The organism is Streptomyces sp. NPDC048484, assembly GCF_040651415.1.
Lineage (GTDB): Bacteria > Actinomycetota > Actinomycetes > Streptomycetales > Streptomycetaceae > Streptomyces.
Genome location: NZ_JBEZJY010000045.1, coordinates 1 through 14,875, shown reverse-complemented (window position 1 = coordinate 14,875; position 14,875 = coordinate 1). Strand labels below are relative to the sequence as shown.

General features: G+C 69.9%; 14 protein-coding genes. All 14 read right to left on the bottom strand.

What is annotated here, in order from left to right; genetic code table 11:
* Positions 1-272: 272 nt before the first annotated feature.
* Complete coding sequence (dpgC, locus tag AB0D14_RS34995; RefSeq protein ID WP_362787120.1) at positions 273-1,646, bottom strand: (3,5-dihydroxyphenyl)acetyl-CoA 1,2-dioxygenase DpgC; 1,374 nt, start codon at positions 1,644-1,646, stop codon at positions 273-275.
* Positions 1,643-2,368 (bottom strand): enoyl-CoA-hydratase DpgB, encoded by a 726-nt coding sequence (gene dpgB / locus AB0D14_RS34990; protein WP_362787118.1) that lies wholly within the window; start codon positions 2,366-2,368, stop codon positions 1,643-1,645. Before dpgB ends, dpgC begins: the two co-directional genes overlap by 4 nt.
* The gene (dpgA, locus tag AB0D14_RS34985) at positions 2,365-3,516 is read right to left on the bottom strand and encodes a 3,5-dihydroxyphenylacetyl-CoA synthase DpgA (RefSeq protein ID WP_362787117.1); all 1,152 of its coding nucleotides are present in this window, start codon (positions 3,514-3,516) and stop codon (positions 2,365-2,367) included. Before dpgA ends, dpgB begins: the two co-directional genes overlap by 4 nt.
* A gap of 91 nt (positions 3,517-3,607) precedes the next feature.
* Positions 3,608-4,924: a PLP-dependent aminotransferase family protein gene (locus tag AB0D14_RS34980; protein WP_362787115.1), complete on the bottom strand. Its 1,317-nt coding sequence runs from the start codon at positions 4,922-4,924 to the stop codon at positions 3,608-3,610.
* Positions 4,921-5,943 (bottom strand): 4-hydroxyphenylpyruvate dioxygenase, encoded by a 1,023-nt coding sequence (gene hppD, locus AB0D14_RS34975; RefSeq protein WP_362787113.1) that lies wholly within the window; start codon positions 5,941-5,943, stop codon positions 4,921-4,923. Before hppD ends, AB0D14_RS34980 begins: the two co-directional genes overlap by 4 nt.
* 160 nt (positions 5,944-6,103) lie before the next feature.
* Complete coding sequence (locus AB0D14_RS34970) at positions 6,104-7,435, bottom strand: cation:proton antiporter (RefSeq protein ID WP_362787111.1); 1,332 nt, start codon at positions 7,433-7,435, stop codon at positions 6,104-6,106.
* 120 nt (positions 7,436-7,555) lie between these two features.
* A complete protein-coding gene (locus AB0D14_RS34965) occupies positions 7,556-9,055 on the bottom strand; it encodes a tryptophan 7-halogenase (RefSeq protein WP_362787109.1) in 1,500 nt (499 codons plus the stop codon).
* Positions 9,056-9,061: 6 nt separating this feature from the next.
* Positions 9,062-10,009 (bottom strand): phytanoyl-CoA dioxygenase family protein, encoded by a 948-nt coding sequence (locus AB0D14_RS34960; RefSeq protein WP_362787108.1) that lies wholly within the window; start codon positions 10,007-10,009, stop codon positions 9,062-9,064.
* Positions 10,009-10,347: a hypothetical protein gene (locus AB0D14_RS34955; RefSeq protein ID WP_362787106.1), complete on the bottom strand. Its 339-nt coding sequence runs from the start codon at positions 10,345-10,347 to the stop codon at positions 10,009-10,011. Before AB0D14_RS34955 ends, AB0D14_RS34960 begins: the two co-directional genes overlap by 1 nt.
* 43 nt (positions 10,348-10,390) lie before the next feature.
* Positions 10,391-10,666 carry a hypothetical protein gene (locus AB0D14_RS34950; RefSeq protein ID WP_362787105.1) on the bottom strand — a complete coding sequence of 92 codons (276 nt, stop codon included), beginning with the start codon at positions 10,664-10,666 and terminating at the stop codon, positions 10,391-10,393.
* Positions 10,667-10,878: 212 nt separating this feature from the next.
* Positions 10,879-11,655 (bottom strand): ABC transporter permease, encoded by a 777-nt coding sequence (locus tag AB0D14_RS34945; protein WP_362787104.1) that lies wholly within the window; start codon positions 11,653-11,655, stop codon positions 10,879-10,881.
* Entirely contained in the window at positions 11,652-13,202 is a 1,551-nt protein-coding gene (locus AB0D14_RS34940; RefSeq protein WP_362787103.1) for an ABC transporter permease subunit, read from the bottom strand. Before AB0D14_RS34940 ends, AB0D14_RS34945 begins: the two co-directional genes overlap by 4 nt.
* A complete protein-coding gene (locus tag AB0D14_RS34935) occupies positions 13,202-14,131 on the bottom strand; it encodes an ATP-binding cassette domain-containing protein (RefSeq protein WP_362787102.1) in 930 nt (309 codons plus the stop codon). The genes AB0D14_RS34940 and AB0D14_RS34935 overlap by 1 nt, the downstream gene beginning before the upstream one ends.
* 105 nt (positions 14,132-14,236) lie before the next feature.
* On the bottom strand, positions 14,237-14,875 hold a 639-nt coding region (locus AB0D14_RS34930; protein WP_362787101.1), incomplete at its 5' end, for a phosphopantetheine-binding protein.

The window sequence follows — 14,875 nt, the reverse complement described above, 5'->3', positions numbered from 1 at the left end:
CCGCCAACTCCCGTCAGCGTCACGGCTGGTCACCACGGAGAGGGACGTCTTCCCGCGCGCAACCCGAGTCGACGCCGGAGGGCTCTCCGCCTCGGGTCCGGAGCCGCTCGTGGACTCGGCGTCGACCGCGCCGTCCAGTCGTGCAACTGCCTCCCGCCGCGGTTGAACAGACGGGTGCGCGGGCGATCGGACCTGTACTGTCGGATTGCCTGTCTCCCGATTCCAGCACCGCGCCGGGCCCACCGCCTGGGGCAGTCGGGCCGGCGAGGGCGTCAAACGTGGCGCGCTCCTCCCCGTCTGTCGTCGGATGCCGCGGAGAACCGGCCGACCTTGTCGATCACGTCGGGGCTGTAGAGCCTGAGGGCCTGTTGGAGGGCGAACTCGGCCAGGTAGCTCCGGAATTCGTCCGGCGGCTCCTCCGCGTGGTGGAGCATGCGCCGGTTGGCGAGCACCGCGCTGCCCCGCAGCCGTTCGACACTGCGCTCCACGGCGAGGTCCAGGTCGGGTTGGTCGTGGACTTCGTCGACCAGCAACCGGGCCGCGGGCTCGCTCGCCCAGATCCGCCGCCCCTCCAGGATGATCTGCCGGGCCAGGCGCGGTCCCGCGAAGCGGGTCAGACGGTAGTTCGCCAGGCCCGGGATGATCCCTTCCTGTGCGGCAGGCAGGCTGAGGTAGGCGTCCGCGGCGGCTATGACATGGTCGCAGGCGAGCAGCAGCTGCGCTCCGCCGCCGATGGCGAAGGAATCCACCACGGCGACCCAGGGTTTCTCGACGGTCCTGGACCGCCAGTCGGCCTCGTCGTCGGACAGGATCCCTCTCATGATCTTGTGGATGTAGCCGAGTTCGCGGCGCAGCAGGAAGTCGACCAGTGAGATGTCGCCGCTGTGCAGGCTCTTGAGGTTGAGCCCCGCGCTGAACACGCGTCGGCCCCGGTAGCGGCGATGGGTCATCTCGCCGCCGCGCAGCAGTCCCACCTCCGACGCCGGGTCGAGCAGGGCGAGGTCGACGGCTGTCTCCATGTCGTCGACCTGCGCGTCGTCCTCCGCGTTGAGGGTGTCGTCGCGGCACAGGGTGAGGCGTGCCACGGCTCCGGTGCGCTCCAGGCGTACGGATCCCAGATCGAGGCGTCCCGTCCCGGTGAACTCCGGCAGGAGGGCGAGGGCACGCCGCGTCGGGCGCACCATCGCGTCGAGCAGGTGCGGACCTGCCTGGGAGGAGCGGAGCACCCGGCTGAAGAAGATGCCCTGGTCCAACTCGTGGCCCTCCTTGTGGGCCTGCGGGCGGGCGCGTTCCGCGGCGAGCTGCCCGGCGGTGGGCACGAGGCCGGGGAAGGCCGCAGCCGCGGCCTCCGCCAGCTCGTCCAGCCGCAGGTGCCGTACGCGCCGGTCGGTGAGCTCGTCGTAGACCGCGTCGACGTGCCGGTCGAGGAAGGCCGCGCGCAGCGTGCGGGCGGCGTCGGTGGCTGCCTCGGCGCCGACCCGCTGTCGCGCCGAGCGGTCCCGGGGCCCGGGCAGCGCGTCCAGCAGCTTCTCGGTGCGCTCCGCCGCCCGCGCGAGGGCCGCCCTGGCCAGGGGCAGCTCCGCCCGTACGTCGCGCAGCCCCTCCCCTACCCCGCTCAGTCCCTCCCGTGTCTCGTCCGCCGTCATGCGTCCGCCTCCCGTGCCGCGCGCCGCAGTGCGCGGTCGCATGCCGCCAGATGGACACCGAGCGCCTCGTCGAAGCTGGTGGTGGCGGCGTCGGACAGCAGCTGACGCCGGATCGCCAGCTCCGTGCCCGCGACGGCGCGGACCCGTTCGCCGGCGCGGGCGAGTGCCTCGGCCGCATCGCCCGTCAGCTCGTCGACCAGCTGCAGGGCGTGTGCGTCGACCGCGTCGACAGGGGTGCCGTAGAGGACCGCCCGGCGGATCGCGGCGCCGTTCGCTCCGTACGCGACCAGCCGGTACAGGGCCATCCCCGGCCAGGTCGCGCCGCCCGCGACGGGGACGACCAACCGCACCGTTCTGGTCGCGATGCGGTAGTCGGCGGCGAGCATCGCGTCCAGGGCCAGTCCGCCGCAGTCGCCGTCGGCGACGGCGATCGTCGGTGCGGGCAGGCGTTCCAGACGGCGCAGTGCGCGTTCCCATTTGTTCACCAGGGACACCGTCAGATCGTCCGGCCATGGTCCCCGCGGGACACCGGACACCTGGACGACGACGCGCGCCCGGCCGTCGAGGTCTTCGGCGCTGTCGCAGACGGCGCCGACCGCCGCCACCGCCTCGGCCGACAGGAGGTGCCGTCCGTCGACCCGCAGCGTGAGAGTCCCGGACACCGGCTCGGCGCCGGCGGTGGGCGTGCGCCCCGTCCCGTCGTTCACCTGGTCGGCCGTCACCACTGCACCAGCGCGGTCTCGACGGTCGAGCCGGGGCCCATGGTCATCAGCACGCCGTGGTCGCCCGCCTTCACGACTCCCTCGTCGAGCAGCCGCTCGTAGGAGAAAAGGAAGGACCCGCTCGACAGGTTTCCGTAGTCACGCAGGACAGCCGTGGTGTGCCGCACGTCGTGCCGGGTGAGACCCAGATTGACCCGGACGGCGTCGATCACCTTCTTGCCGCCGGAGTGCACGAGCCAGTGGCTGACGGCGCTGCGCCGCAGTCCGGCGCCCGCGAGCAGCCGGTCGACGACCCGTTCGACGTGGGCACCCACGACGTACGGGACGAGCGGGTCGAGGTAGAAACTGAACTTGCCCTGCTCGTCGTCCCAGTCGTAACGCATCGCGTCGATCGCCTCGGTGATCAGGTGGCTCGCGAACCCGAGGATGCGCGGGCCGGCCTGTTCGGCCGGAACTCCGGCGGGGCCGTACGCGGCGTCCGGCGGGTCCGCGGTCAGGGTGACCGCGGCCGCACCGTCACCGAACAGGCTGTTCACCACGGCGGTGCGCATCGATCCGTCGGTGACGTAGGCGGCGGAGCACGCCTCGGCGCACAGGATGACGGCGGTCTTCCCGGGGTTGGCCACGGCCCAGCCGGCGGTGGTGTTCAGGGCGTTGAGCCCGGCGTTGCACCCCATGCCCACCACGTCGACCCGGCTGGTCCGGGGCAGCATGCCCAGTTCGCGGATGAGGTGGGCGCTCAGGCCGGGGGTGAGGAGGCCGGTGGTGGTGACGCAGCACAGGTGGTCGACGTCGGCCGGCCCGACGCCGGCGTTCTCCAGACAGGTGCGCACCGCGCGGGCGCCCATGTCGAGGGTGAGCCTTCTGTGCTTGGCCAGGAGCTGGCCCTGGGTCTCGGTCAGCACACCGCCGTCGGCGCCCCTGGGCGGGACGGTCAGGAAACGTCGTTCGATCGCGCTGTTGAGGAACACCGACCGGACCCTGGGGTCCGTGATGTCGAAGAGGTCGAGGAGCTCTCGCTGCGTGTACGACCGCTCGGTGACAGCGGTGCCGACGCTCGTGATCCGGGCGGTTCCCGGGCCCTTCACCGGTTCCGGCGCAGGCCTGTCCAGCAGGCCGGTGCCGGGAGCACTCAGGTCCGCGGTCATCGGAACGTCCACCCCCACATGCGGGGCTTGCCGCGAATGAGACGTACTGCTGTGGTCACGGAAGTCTCTTTCGGTGTGGGCCGGGTCGTGGTCACCCGGTTCTGGCGGATTCGGCCTTGAGGAACTGGGTGAGGCGTGCGACGCCCTCCGAGATCTCGGCCGGTGTCAGGTAGCTGACGGACAACCGAAGGCTGTGGTGCCCGCCGCCCTGGGGATAGAAGTACGACATGGGCGTCCAGATCACACCGTGGTCCTCCGCCGAGCGGGTCAGGGCGGCGTCGTCCGCGCGGAAGGGGGTGTCGACGGTCAGGAAGAAGCCCCCTTCCGGCTTGTTCCAGCGGACGCCGAGCGCGTCCCTGTCCTGTTGGGGCAGGCACTCGTCGAGCCGCTGGAGAATGGCTCGCATCGCCTCGCCGTAGTACGCGGACGTCCGGGTGTTCAGCTCGGCGGCCCGGCCGTCGGCGGCGAGCAGCATGCCGGCCACCACGGCCTGGCTCAGCGGCGAGGTGTTCACCGTGATCATGCTTTTGATCTTGGCGAGTTCGTCGGCCAGGAGTCCGGTGCGACCGTCCTCGTCGACGACGGGCTGGTCGGCGACGGCGAACCCCACCCGGGCTCCGGGGAACAGGGTCTTGGAGAAGGAGCCCAGGTGGACGACGCGATGTTCGCGGTCGAGTGACTTGAGTGTCGGCAGCTGTCGCCCGGGGCTGACCAACCGGTACGGGCTGTCCTCCAGGACGAGGAAGTCCTCGCGGGCCGCCAGCGCGAGCAGCTCGTGCCGCTCCTGGAGGGACATGGTGGTGCCTGAGGGGTTCGAGTGGTCGGGGACCACGTAGAAGGCGCGCGGCCGGCGGCCGCGAGCCCGCTCGGACGCCAGCGCGGCCGCCAGGTCCGAGCAGCGGAACCCGCTTCTGTCCTCCTCGACCGGGATGACCTCGATGCCTTGCAGGCGGGCGGCGCCGGTGATCCCCACGTAACAGGGCGTGGAGACCATGAGTACGTCGTCCGGACGGGCGATGAGTGCGCGCAGCACGAGGAACATCGCTTCCTGGCAGCCCACAGTGACCACGACGGCCTCGGGCCGTACGTCGATGTTCTCGTCCTTGCGCAGCGAGTCCGCGATCAGCTCGCGGATCTGCCCCGCGGTCGGGCCGTACTGGAAGAGCGCGTCGCGTACCCCGGCGGCCGGGGTGCCGCGTGCCGTCAGGTGGTCCAGGTAGCGGCGGAGGTGCGTGAAGATCTCCTCGACGTCGAAGAAGCCGTCGTAGGGGCGGCCCGGCGCGAACGAGATCGCCTCGGGGTAGCGGTGGGTGATCTCGTTGAGGAAGTTCATCGTGTCGAGCACCGGGTCGGCAAGGCTGGGGTGCAGTTCCGCCTTCCGCAGAGGGCCGACTTCGCCGGGGCTCATTCGGTGGTCGTCCGGTCGCGTTCCACCGCGTCGTACAGGGCACGGATGTTCGCGCTGCCGAAGCCAAGTGAGCCGCGGCGCTGTATGAGCTCGTAGAACAGCGTGTTGCGTTCGTACGGTGAGCGGCTGAAGAGCTGCAGGAGGTGGCCCCACTCGTCGCGGTCCGCCAGTACCTGCGTGGAGCGCAGTTGCCCGATCTCCGCCGACAGGTCGGCGAAGCGCTCGCTCAGAGCGTCGTAGTAGGTGTCCGGGACGGTGAGGAATTCCATGCCTGAGCCACGGAATTCCCGCACTGCGGAGATGATGTCCTCGACGAGGAAAGCCAGGTGCTGCACCCCCGGGGCGCCGTTCCTTTCGAGGAACGCGTCGAGTTGTCCCCGTCCCTTCGACAGATCCGGGGCGACCAGTGTGAAGGTGACATCCTCTGAAGTGCTGCGCACGACCACGGAGTCCATCGCGTGCGCGCCGACGTCCACGTACTCGGAGGAATAGCGGGAGAAACCGAATGCCTCCCGGTAGAATTCCACGTATTTCTCGAGCGAGCCGCCTTCCAGGCAGACCGCGACATGGTCGAGCAACCGGATCCTGCTTGTCCGGGTGTCCGCGGGTCCCGGGGCCTCGACCCAGTCGTACGGTCCGGGCCGCGCGATCACGGCGTCGTGCGTCGCGGGAAGAAGCGTGTGCACGACGTCGCCGAAGCCCGACACCGAGGGGTGTCCGCGGTGCAGGTCGGTGACCGGGGCACCGGCGGCCGCCGCGGCCCGAACGGTGTCCTCGACGTCATCGCATGTCAGGGCTATGTCCGCGATTCCCTCTCCATGGGCTTCGAGGAAATCACGGGTCGCCGGGCCGGTGGTGACTATCAGCTGTACGCTGCCCTGTCTCAACAGTACGGAACTGCTCTCGGTACCCACCGAATCCGCTACGTGCGCGAATCCCATCTCCGAGACGAAGTAATCGACGGTCGCCTGTTTTCTGCCTGTGTACAACTCGACGTACCCGACGCTCCTCACGGCCATGAGCCGCCTCCTGAATTCAGTGCGAAGATCGCCGCACATGACACGCGGTGCGCTGCCTGAACTATGTCGTGTACCGGCGCGGCACAACAAGGATCGCCCGGCCGTGTTCAACTGCCGCGTAACGCAGGTATTCGCCCCGGGTGGAAAGGATCGGGGCTGGTCAGGTGAGGCGTCCGGCGGCCTCGCCCGCGGGGGGAGTCTCCGTCTGCCTCACGAGCAGACGCTGTTCCTCCTCCGGCTGCTGCTCGACCCGCTTCATGGCCACGCGCAGCAGCGGGGGCGCCATGATCGAGGTGACCACGGCGACCAGCACGATGATCGTGTACGTCTCGGTGGTGAGGATGCCCAGCCGCAGCCCGACCATCGCCACGATGACCTCGATGACGCCGCGGGCGTTCATCCCGGCGCCGAGCGCCAGCGCCTCCCAGCGGCTCATCCGGCTCAGCCGGGCACCGAGGTACGCGCCCGCGAACTTGCCGAGGATCGCGGTCGCGAGCACGATCAGCGCGGCCGCGAGTACGGGCGGCTCGGCCAGCGCGCGCAGATCGATGCGCAGGCCCGCGGTCGCGAAGAAGACCGGCGCCAGGAAACCCAGCACCACGGTGCGCAGCGATGCCGTACCGGCCGGCTCGAACTCCCCGCTGGAACCGATGAGGATGCCACAGACGAAGGCCCCGAAGACCGCTTCGAGGCCCAGCGCGTTGGTACCGGCCGCGGCGAGCAGGATCATCGCGGCGGCCACCGCGACCGACCGTTCGCCGGAGCCCTTGCTCATCCGAAGGGCGTGGCGGACGACGGGACGGCCCACCAGCACCGCGATCAGCAGGACGAGCAGCAGGGAGCCGAGCGCCGTCGCGATCAGCCCCGCGCTCAGCCCACCGACGGCCATGGCGGAGACGACCGACAGCAGGAGCCATCCGAAGGCGTCGTCGACCATGCCCGCGGCCAGCGTGAGCTGTCCGACGTTGCGGTGCATGAGGTTCATGTCCATGAGCGTCTTGGCGATCACCGGTATCGCGCTGACACACATGGCCACGCCCAGGAAGAGGGCGAACACATGCGTGTCCACCGATCCGGTCCCCAGCAGGCGCGTCAGCGGGTAGCCGAGCCCGATACCGAGGGCGAGCGGGATCACGAGACCGGCCAGACTGATGCGCAGGGCCGTGGCTCTTCGACGGCGTACCAGGCCCAGATCCATCTCGATGCCGGTCAGCCCGACCAGCAGCAGCACGGCGATCTGACCGACGGCATCCAGCAGATGGGCCTGCTCGGGCAGGGCCGGCAGCAGCCAGCCGGAGAGGTCCGGGACCAGCCAGCCGAAGAGGGAGGGTCCGAGCAGCACGCCCGCCAGCAGCTCGCCGACGATGGCCGGCAGACCGATGCGGGCGGCCAGCCGTCCGAGCAGGATCGCCAGCAACAGCAGGACACCGACCTGGAGGAGGAGGATCAGCAGCTGATGCTGGGTGAGAGACGCTACCGGAGCAGCTGACACCACTGTGGTCCTCCTTGGCGGTCGATGCCGGTGCCGGTGTCCTCGACGGCTTCCGGCAAGCCTGTCGAACACACAGGAGCTGCTCGGCGCTCGTGGAGCCGGGCGTCCTCGCGTGGGCCCTCAGGCGCCCGGGGAGACCGTCCAGTGCATACCGTCCTCGGACGGGACGAGACCGCCGGAGAACATGGGGGCGTCGTCCGCGGCGTCCTCCCCCAGCAGTGCCCGGTGCTGTTCCTGCGCACCCTGCTGCATCGCGTGGCTGACCACGGACGACCTGAACAGTGGCTGCATGCTCCGTTCGCCGTCTGCGACGACCTGGTCGACCGCGTCGGCGAACTCCGCGGACCGGCTCTTGAACCGCACGGCGGCCGACTCGGCGTCGCTCAGGTCGAACTCGTCGGCCGACATTCCGCCGACGAGTTCCACGAACGACTCCAGCTCGGTGTGGGTGTTCTTCGTGACCTTCTTCGCCGACCAGAAGTAGGAGTTCTCGTCGACGTGCATGTCGTAGAAGGACATCAGGAACTCGTAGAAGACGCCGTACTCGCGGCGGTAACGCGCCTCGAACTCGCCGAACGCGGGCGCCTCGTCCACGAGGCCGGCCAGGATGCTGTTGATCGACCGGGCAGCCAGCAAGGCGCTGTAGGTGGCCAGGTGCACGCCCGAGGAGAAGACCGGGTCGACGAAGCAGGCGGCGTCGCCGATGAGCACCATTCCGGGCCGCCAGAACCGCGTCTGGTGGTACGAGTAGTCCTTGCGGACGCGGAGTCTGCCGTATTCGCCGGTGGTGACCCGGGTCGCCCCGGACAGATACTCCTTGACCAGCGGGCACTCGTCGACAAGGTTCATGAGCGCCTTTTCCGGGTCGCCCTGGATCTTCTCCGCGTCCTCGCGGCGCACCACGGCGCCGACGCTGGTGAGTGTGTCGCTCAGCGGGATGTACCAGAACCAGCCGCTGCCGAAGGCCGCGGACAGGATGTTGCCCGAGTTGGGCGCGGGCAGTCGCCTGCCGCCTTCGAAGTAGCCGAAGAGCGCGAGGCTCCGGAAGAACTCCGAGTACTCACGGACGCCACCGACGCGCTGGTGGATCCGGCTGCCGTTGCCCGAGGCGTCGACCACGTAGCGGGCCGATATCCGGTGTTCCGCGCCGTCGGCGTCGGTGTAGTCGACGCCGCACACCCGGCCGGCCTCGTCCTCGACGACGTCGGAGACCGTGGCCCGTTCCCGTACCTCCACGCCCTTGCGCCGGGCGTTGTCGAGCAGGATCTTGTCGAACTTCATGCGTTCGACCTGGTAGGCGAACGACGTGCGGCCGGCCGTCTTCTGCGAGACCGAGAACGCGAACGTCCACGGCTCGGGCTTGGCGCCCCAGCGCAGAGTGCCGCCGCGTTTGAGGGTGAACCCCGCCCGGGCCAGTTCATCGGTGACGCCGGTGAGACGGCAGACCCCGTGAACGGTCGAGGGCAGCAGCGACTCACCGATCTGGTACCGGGGGAATGTCTCCTTCTCCAGAATGAGAACGCGGTGCCCCCGCATGGCCACGAGCGTCGCGAGCGTCGAGCCGCCGGGCCCACCGCCGACGACCACGACGTCGAAATCCTCGGAGTTCTGGGAGCTCATTCCCGATCACCTTCCACGTTGATGGGTTTCCTGCCAGATCACCGGACAGAAGTGCGGGTCGGTGTAGTCCGGTTCACCCGCCGCGTCGCGCCGCACGAGGAGGTCGTGGTTGTAGGCGAGCAGCGACCCGTCGTCGAGGCGGTACGGACGCCAGCGGTTGTCGCCGTCCTGGAGGTGGAGCGAGATCGCCCGGCGCGGCGCGTCGGCGTGGTTGGGTCCGCTGCCGTGGTACGTGCGGCAGTGGTGGAAGCTCACATGGCCCTTGGGGATGATCATCGGGACCTTGCGGACCTCGTCGCCGTTGTACGCGGCGTTTCGCGCGAGCAGGTCGTCCAGTCCGTCACGGTCGCGGGCCGCGAAGTGCAGCGTGCCCTCGTCCGCGGCACCGGTCTCCCGCCACCGGTGGCTGCCGTCCACCATCGAGATCGTACCGATCCGCTCGTCGCAGTCGTGCAACGGCACGAACGCCGTCAGCATGCGCTCGGACGTACTGGTGGCCCAGTAGTTGCGGTCGAAGTGCCACGGCACCTCGTACGTCTCGTCCCCGGCCTGCGGCGGCTTGTAGATCAGCGTCGCCTGGAAGACACGGATCAGGTCCGCGCCGGCCAGCAGGGCCGCCACCGCGCCGATGAGCGGTTTGGTCAGGATCTCCCTGATCGCGTCGACCTCGTAGTGGATGTAGTCGTTGTGTCGCAGTACGTCGCCCGTGCCGGGCGCCCAGTAGGCGAGCGTGGGCGGGTGCGAGGGCAGGAGCTGGTCGCGGTAGCCGCCGTAGAACTTCTCGCTCGCCGCCAGGATCGTGTCCACCTCGTCCTCGGTGAACAGCTTCTTCGACAGGTACCAGCCGTGTTCCTCGTACGACCGCACGTCCTCGGCGGAGGGCAGCAACTGCGCCTCGGCCCGGGTCAGTACGAATCGCCCGGCGTCGTCCCGGGCGTCGTGTGGGGCGTCCATCAGCCGACCAGTTCGGACTTCTCCACGACCGTGAGGCGACCGGTGCCTTTCAGCGTCGCCAGGTCGATGTCCGCGATACAGCGCACCGGGTCGTCGTTCAGGATCAGGGTGCCCTCGATGTGCACGGTGCCGGCGCCGTGGTCGAAGTCGGCGGCGGCGAACTCTGAGGCGTCCCGGTCGAGCCGGATGCCGAGGTCTGTGCCGCCCCTTGTCCCGGTGAACTTCACGAAGACCGTACCGATGTCCTCGAGCCTGGTCCGCAGCTCCTCCAGGGTGGGCTTCGGCCCGCCCACCTCCACCGCCTGTTCCTCCGTCAGCCGCTCGGTCAGCTCATCCATGGGCCACCTCTCAGGGAACTCGCACATTGGGCGGGCCGGCGGGTCAGGCCTGCTCCGCGTCGGCGTAGGCGAAGGCCAGGTCGGCCGGAATCTCGAACTTCAGGGTCGACGTGCAGAATTCCCGCCACTCCGGCGTGTCCTCGGTGAAGAGGCGTTTGTCCTTGTCGATTCCGACCGGACTGATGAGCACGGTGAATTCGTCGCAGAGGAACACGGGAGTGTCGTCGGGCAGTTCTCGTTCGTCAGGATGGGCGGCCGCCGACCAGCCGGGAAATGCGCGCAGTTCACCCAGCGCGTAGGACTTGCAGTATTTCTTCACCGGGACCTCCGAAAAGCGAAGCGCCTCGAAATTCTTTGCACAGCGCCTTCAGAGTACGACGGCGACGCCCGGGATCCCATAGATCGGCTCCGGGCGGCCGGGTGTTCAACTGCGACACCGCGTCGGTTGAACACCGGCCGCTCCGCGCATTGACCTGTCTGCCGGTCTCCTTGCATCCTGGAGGGTGGATTTCACCAGTCCTGAGCCTCTTCTCAGGCGTCCCGGAACCTCAGCAGCAGGACGCCGATGAGAAGCGCCCCGGCGGCCCAGGTGCCGAGCACGCCCAGCCCTTCCCAGGGGCCTATGGGCAGCGCGGGCAGATTGCGGGTGGTCTGGATGCCGAGCCCCGCCGTCATGGGCGCGATCTGTTCGAGCCGCCGCTGCAGCCTCTCGTCCGGCACCACGTGCTCGAGGATCGGGAAGATGTAGAGCAGGGCGAGGACGATGCCCACGGCCACCGCGGAGTCGCGGAAGACGGCCGCGACACCGAGGCTGAGCAGCCCGATGAGGACGAGATAGACCACCGATCCCACGGCGGCGCGAAGCGTCGAGCCGTCGGTCAGGGACAGCGCCTGGGCTCCGTGCTCGTCCGTGAATCCGTTGCCGGACAGGATGAACCGCGCCGCGAGCAACGACACCAGGATGCCGACGGTGCCGGCCGCCGCCACCAGGGAGGCGAGCACGGTTGCCTTCGCGGCCAGGACCGTCGACCGGCCCGGCATCGCGGCGAACGTCGTACGGATCATTCCGGTGCTGTATTCGTTGCCGACCATCAGCACCGCCAGGATGGCGACGGCCGCCTGGCCGAGCATCACGCCGGTGAGGCTGAGCTTGGTGGTGTCCTGGGTGCAGCCCTCCTTGTCGCACGAGACCGCGGAGGCCACCGCGACGCCCAGTGCCACGGTCAGCACGATGATGGCGGCCACGAGCCACTTGGTGTCGCGGAGCGTGCGCACCTTGGTCCACTCCGCGTGCAGCGCCTGCCTCATGCGGCGTCCCTCCGGCGGAGCAGAACGCCGGCGGCGCCGAGGGCGAGCGCCGCCCACCCGCACAGGACGGCCAGGCCGGCCCAGGGCGAGAGCGGGTAGTAACCGGTGGACGGCGTATAGACGTTCGCCACGAAGTCGTAGCGCGGCACGGTCTGCTGGATCGCGAAGCCCGCGGCCGGCGTGATCCGCAGCAGCCAGTTGGACGCGCCGTCGGGCAGCACCGACACGATGGCCAGGACATAGGGCAGCACGAGCAGGACCACGACCCCGGCGATCGCCGCGGCGCTGCGCCTCAGCAGGGCGCCGACGGCCAGGGCGAGAACGGCGGCGACCGCCAGCAGCAACGCCGTGCCGACGATGACCCGCAGCTCCGTGGCCCCCTGCACCGGGAAGACGTGAAAACCGTTGTCGCGCGCGCGGGGCTCACCGACCTTCACCATGAAGGCGGCCGCGAGCAGTCCGGCGACGAAGGCGACGGAGCCGATCACCAAGGCCTTGGCGACCAGCACCCGGCCCCGGCGCGGGCTCGCGGTGAGGGTCGTGCGGATCAGCCCGCGGCGGTACTCGGAGGTCACGAACATGGTGGCGACGACCATCATGGCGATCGCCCCGGCGAACGTACCGACGAGGAAGTTCTCGATGCTGAAGCCGTTGCCCAGGGCCGGCCCGCCCACGACCGGTGCGATGTCGCCCGCGCCGGTGACGGTGAACCCGCCCTGCTCCTCGGTGTAGCCGGCTTCGGGCAGGCGCGGGGAATAGCTGCCCGATGTGCCCGCGCGTCCCAGTTGTTCGCCCTTCCACGCGCCGGACGACCACTGGCCGTCGAATGCGGCGGCGCCGAACACGGCGGTCGCGGTCGCCGGGTCCATCGTGGCGCCGGGTGTGGCGGCCTCCATGTTCTGCGGCGAGGTGACGAACAGCCCGACCTGCACGGTTCCCGGCAGCCCGGCCGGCCGGGCGGAGCCGATCTTCGACCACCGGGTGCCGTCGGCGGAGTCGTAGGTGGTGATCGTGTCGCCCGCGCGCACCAGCCGCAGCCAGCGCGGGGTCGAGGCGGTGACGGCGCCCCGCGTCCCGGCGATGTCGTGGGTGTAGTCGTACTGCATGCGGACGCCGTGCGCGCCCGTGATCATGACGGCGGCGTACGACGACCCCTGGGTGAGGTCCTTCTTGACGATGAGCCCGGCCTTCGCCCAGGACTGGACGCGGTCGCGCGCGGTGCCGGCGAAGTCGACCCGGCCGGTCAGCGAGGTCACCGGGACGGTGATCGAGCCGTCTCCGCTGAGCCGTTGGTGGACGAAGTAGAGGCTGTCGTTCACGGCCTCCCCGCCCGGCCCTGTCGCCAGCGCCTCGGCCCGCCCGCCCTGCGGGGTGCTGGCGGACGTGGCGACGAGACCGAGCGCCATCATGACCAGGACCGCGACGAGCGCGCCGACCGTCCACCCGCGCACCGTACGGAACTTGGTCCACTCCGCGCGCACCAGCGACGGGAAGTCGGCCCGGCCGGGCTTGGTCTCCGAGCGGTAGGGCGTGATCGTACCGGTCATCACGCGGCCTTCTCCCCGGTCGCGCCGCGGAACTCCACCGCGTCCCGGGTGAGTTCCATGTAGGCCTCCTCCAGGGTGGCGTGGTGCGCCGACACCTCGGAGAACGGCACGGCGGCACGGCCGAGAAGGTGGACGATCCGTTCGGAGGGCAGCCCGGCGATGGTGAGCGTGTCGGGCCCGGTGGCGGTCACGGTCGCCCCCTCCCGTGCCAGCAGGGGCATCGCCTGTTCGCGCTCGGCGGTGCGCAGCAGCACCCGGCCCCGGGAGGCGGCCTCCAGCAGCTCGCTCACGCTGGTGTCGGCGACGACCTTGCCGCGTCCGATGACCACCAGATGGTCGGCGGTGTCCCGCAGTTCGCTCATCAGGTGGCTCGACACCAGGACGGCGCGGCCTTCGCGGGCGAGGGACTTCAGGAAGCCGCGCATCCACACGATGCCCTCGGGGTCCAGCCCGTTGAACGGCTCGTCCAGCATGAGCACGGGTGGGTCGCCGAGCAGCGCCGACGCGATGCCGAGCCGTTGCCGCATGCCCAGGGAGAAGCCGCCCGCCTTGCGCCGGGCCGCCTTCTCCAGGCCGACCAGCCGGATCACCTCGTCCACCCGGCGAGCGCCCAGGTCCTGCGAGTGGGCCAGCCACAGCAGATGGCCGCGGGCGCTGCGGCTGGGCTGCAACGCGGCGGCGTCCAGCAGTGCGCCGAGGTGGAGCAGCGGACGCCGCAGACTCCGGTACGGCCGCCCGCCGACCAGCGCCGTGCCCGCCTCGACGGAGTCCAGGCCGAGGATGACGCGCATGGTGGTGGATTTGCCGGCACCGTTGGGACCGGCGAATCCGGTGACCTGCCCCGGCTTTACCGTGAATGACATTCCGTCCAGGGCCACGGCTCGGCCGAAGCTTTTCCGGAGGCCGTTCACTTCGATCGTCGCTTCCATGGGCGAAATGCTAGGGAGAGACCATCGGTTCTGTCGTCACGTTGCGAAGCGATCCTCTTCTCCCTCGTGCGGGGGACCGCGGCGTCCCTCTCACGAGGGATACGGCTAGATTTCGAAGACTTCGTACTCGGTTTCGTCGTCCGGGGCGGCAGTCGCCCCGGAGACGGCCAGGGCGGTCGCGGCGACGGTGGGCCGGTCGAAGATCGCGCCGAGTGCTATCTCCACGCCGAACTCGTCCCGGATCCGGGAAATGACCTGGGTCGCCAGGAGCGAATGCCCGCCCAATTCGAAGAAGTCGTCCTCCGCACCGACGCGTTCCACCCCGAGTACCTCTGCCCAGATGGCCGCCAGTCTCCCTTCGACCGCTGTGCGCGGCGCGACGAAGGCCGCCCGCGCGTCGAGCCGGGCCTCCTCCGGAGCCGGCAGCACGGCCCGGTCGATTTTTCCGTTCCGTGTCAGCGGCAGGGCGGCCAGCTCGGTGAAGACCGACGGCACCATGAAGTCCGGCAGCCGCTCCGCGGCGAACGCCCGCAGTTCGCTGACGGACGGCAGGCCGACGGCTTGGTCGGCGGCGACGAGATGGCCCACCAGGCGGCAGTCCTGTCCGTCCTCCCAGGCCGTCACCACGGCCGCGCCCACCAGGGGATGGGCGGTGAGCACCGTTTCCACCTCGCCGGGCTCGATCCGGAATCCGCGCACCTTGAGCTGGTCGTCGGCACGCCCGAGGAACTCCAGCCGCCCCTG

Bases quoted from the DNA above. Each gene is read 5' to 3' on its own strand.
- dpgC (WP_362787120.1), bottom strand. From the start codon at position 1,646: ATGACGGCGGACGAGACACGGGAGGGACTGAGCGGGGTAGGGGAGGGG.
- dpgA (WP_362787117.1), bottom strand. From the start codon at position 3,516: ATGACCGCGGACCTGAGTGCTCCCGGCACCGGCCTGCTGGACAGGCCT.
- AB0D14_RS34980 (WP_362787115.1), bottom strand. From the start codon at position 4,924: ATGAGCCCCGGCGAAGTCGGCCCTCTGCGGAAGGCGGAACTGCACCCC.
- hppD (WP_362787113.1), bottom strand. From the start codon at position 5,943: ATGGCCGTGAGGAGCGTCGGGTACGTCGAGTTGTACACAGGCAGAAAA.
- AB0D14_RS34965 (WP_362787109.1), bottom strand. From the start codon at position 9,055: ATGAGCTCCCAGAACTCCGAGGATTTCGACGTCGTGGTCGTCGGCGGT.
- AB0D14_RS34960 (WP_362787108.1), bottom strand. From the start codon at position 10,009: ATGGACGCCCCACACGACGCCCGGGACGACGCCGGGCGATTCGTACTG.
- AB0D14_RS34955 (WP_362787106.1), bottom strand. From the start codon at position 10,347: ATGGATGAGCTGACCGAGCGGCTGACGGAGGAACAGGCGGTGGAGGTG.
- AB0D14_RS34945 (WP_362787104.1), bottom strand. From the start codon at position 11,655: ATGAGGCAGGCGCTGCACGCGGAGTGGACCAAGGTGCGCACGCTCCGC.
- AB0D14_RS34940 (WP_362787103.1), bottom strand. From the start codon at position 13,202: ATGACCGGTACGATCACGCCCTACCGCTCGGAGACCAAGCCCGGCCGG.
- AB0D14_RS34935 (WP_362787102.1), bottom strand. From the start codon at position 14,131: ATGGAAGCGACGATCGAAGTGAACGGCCTCCGGAAAAGCTTCGGCCGA.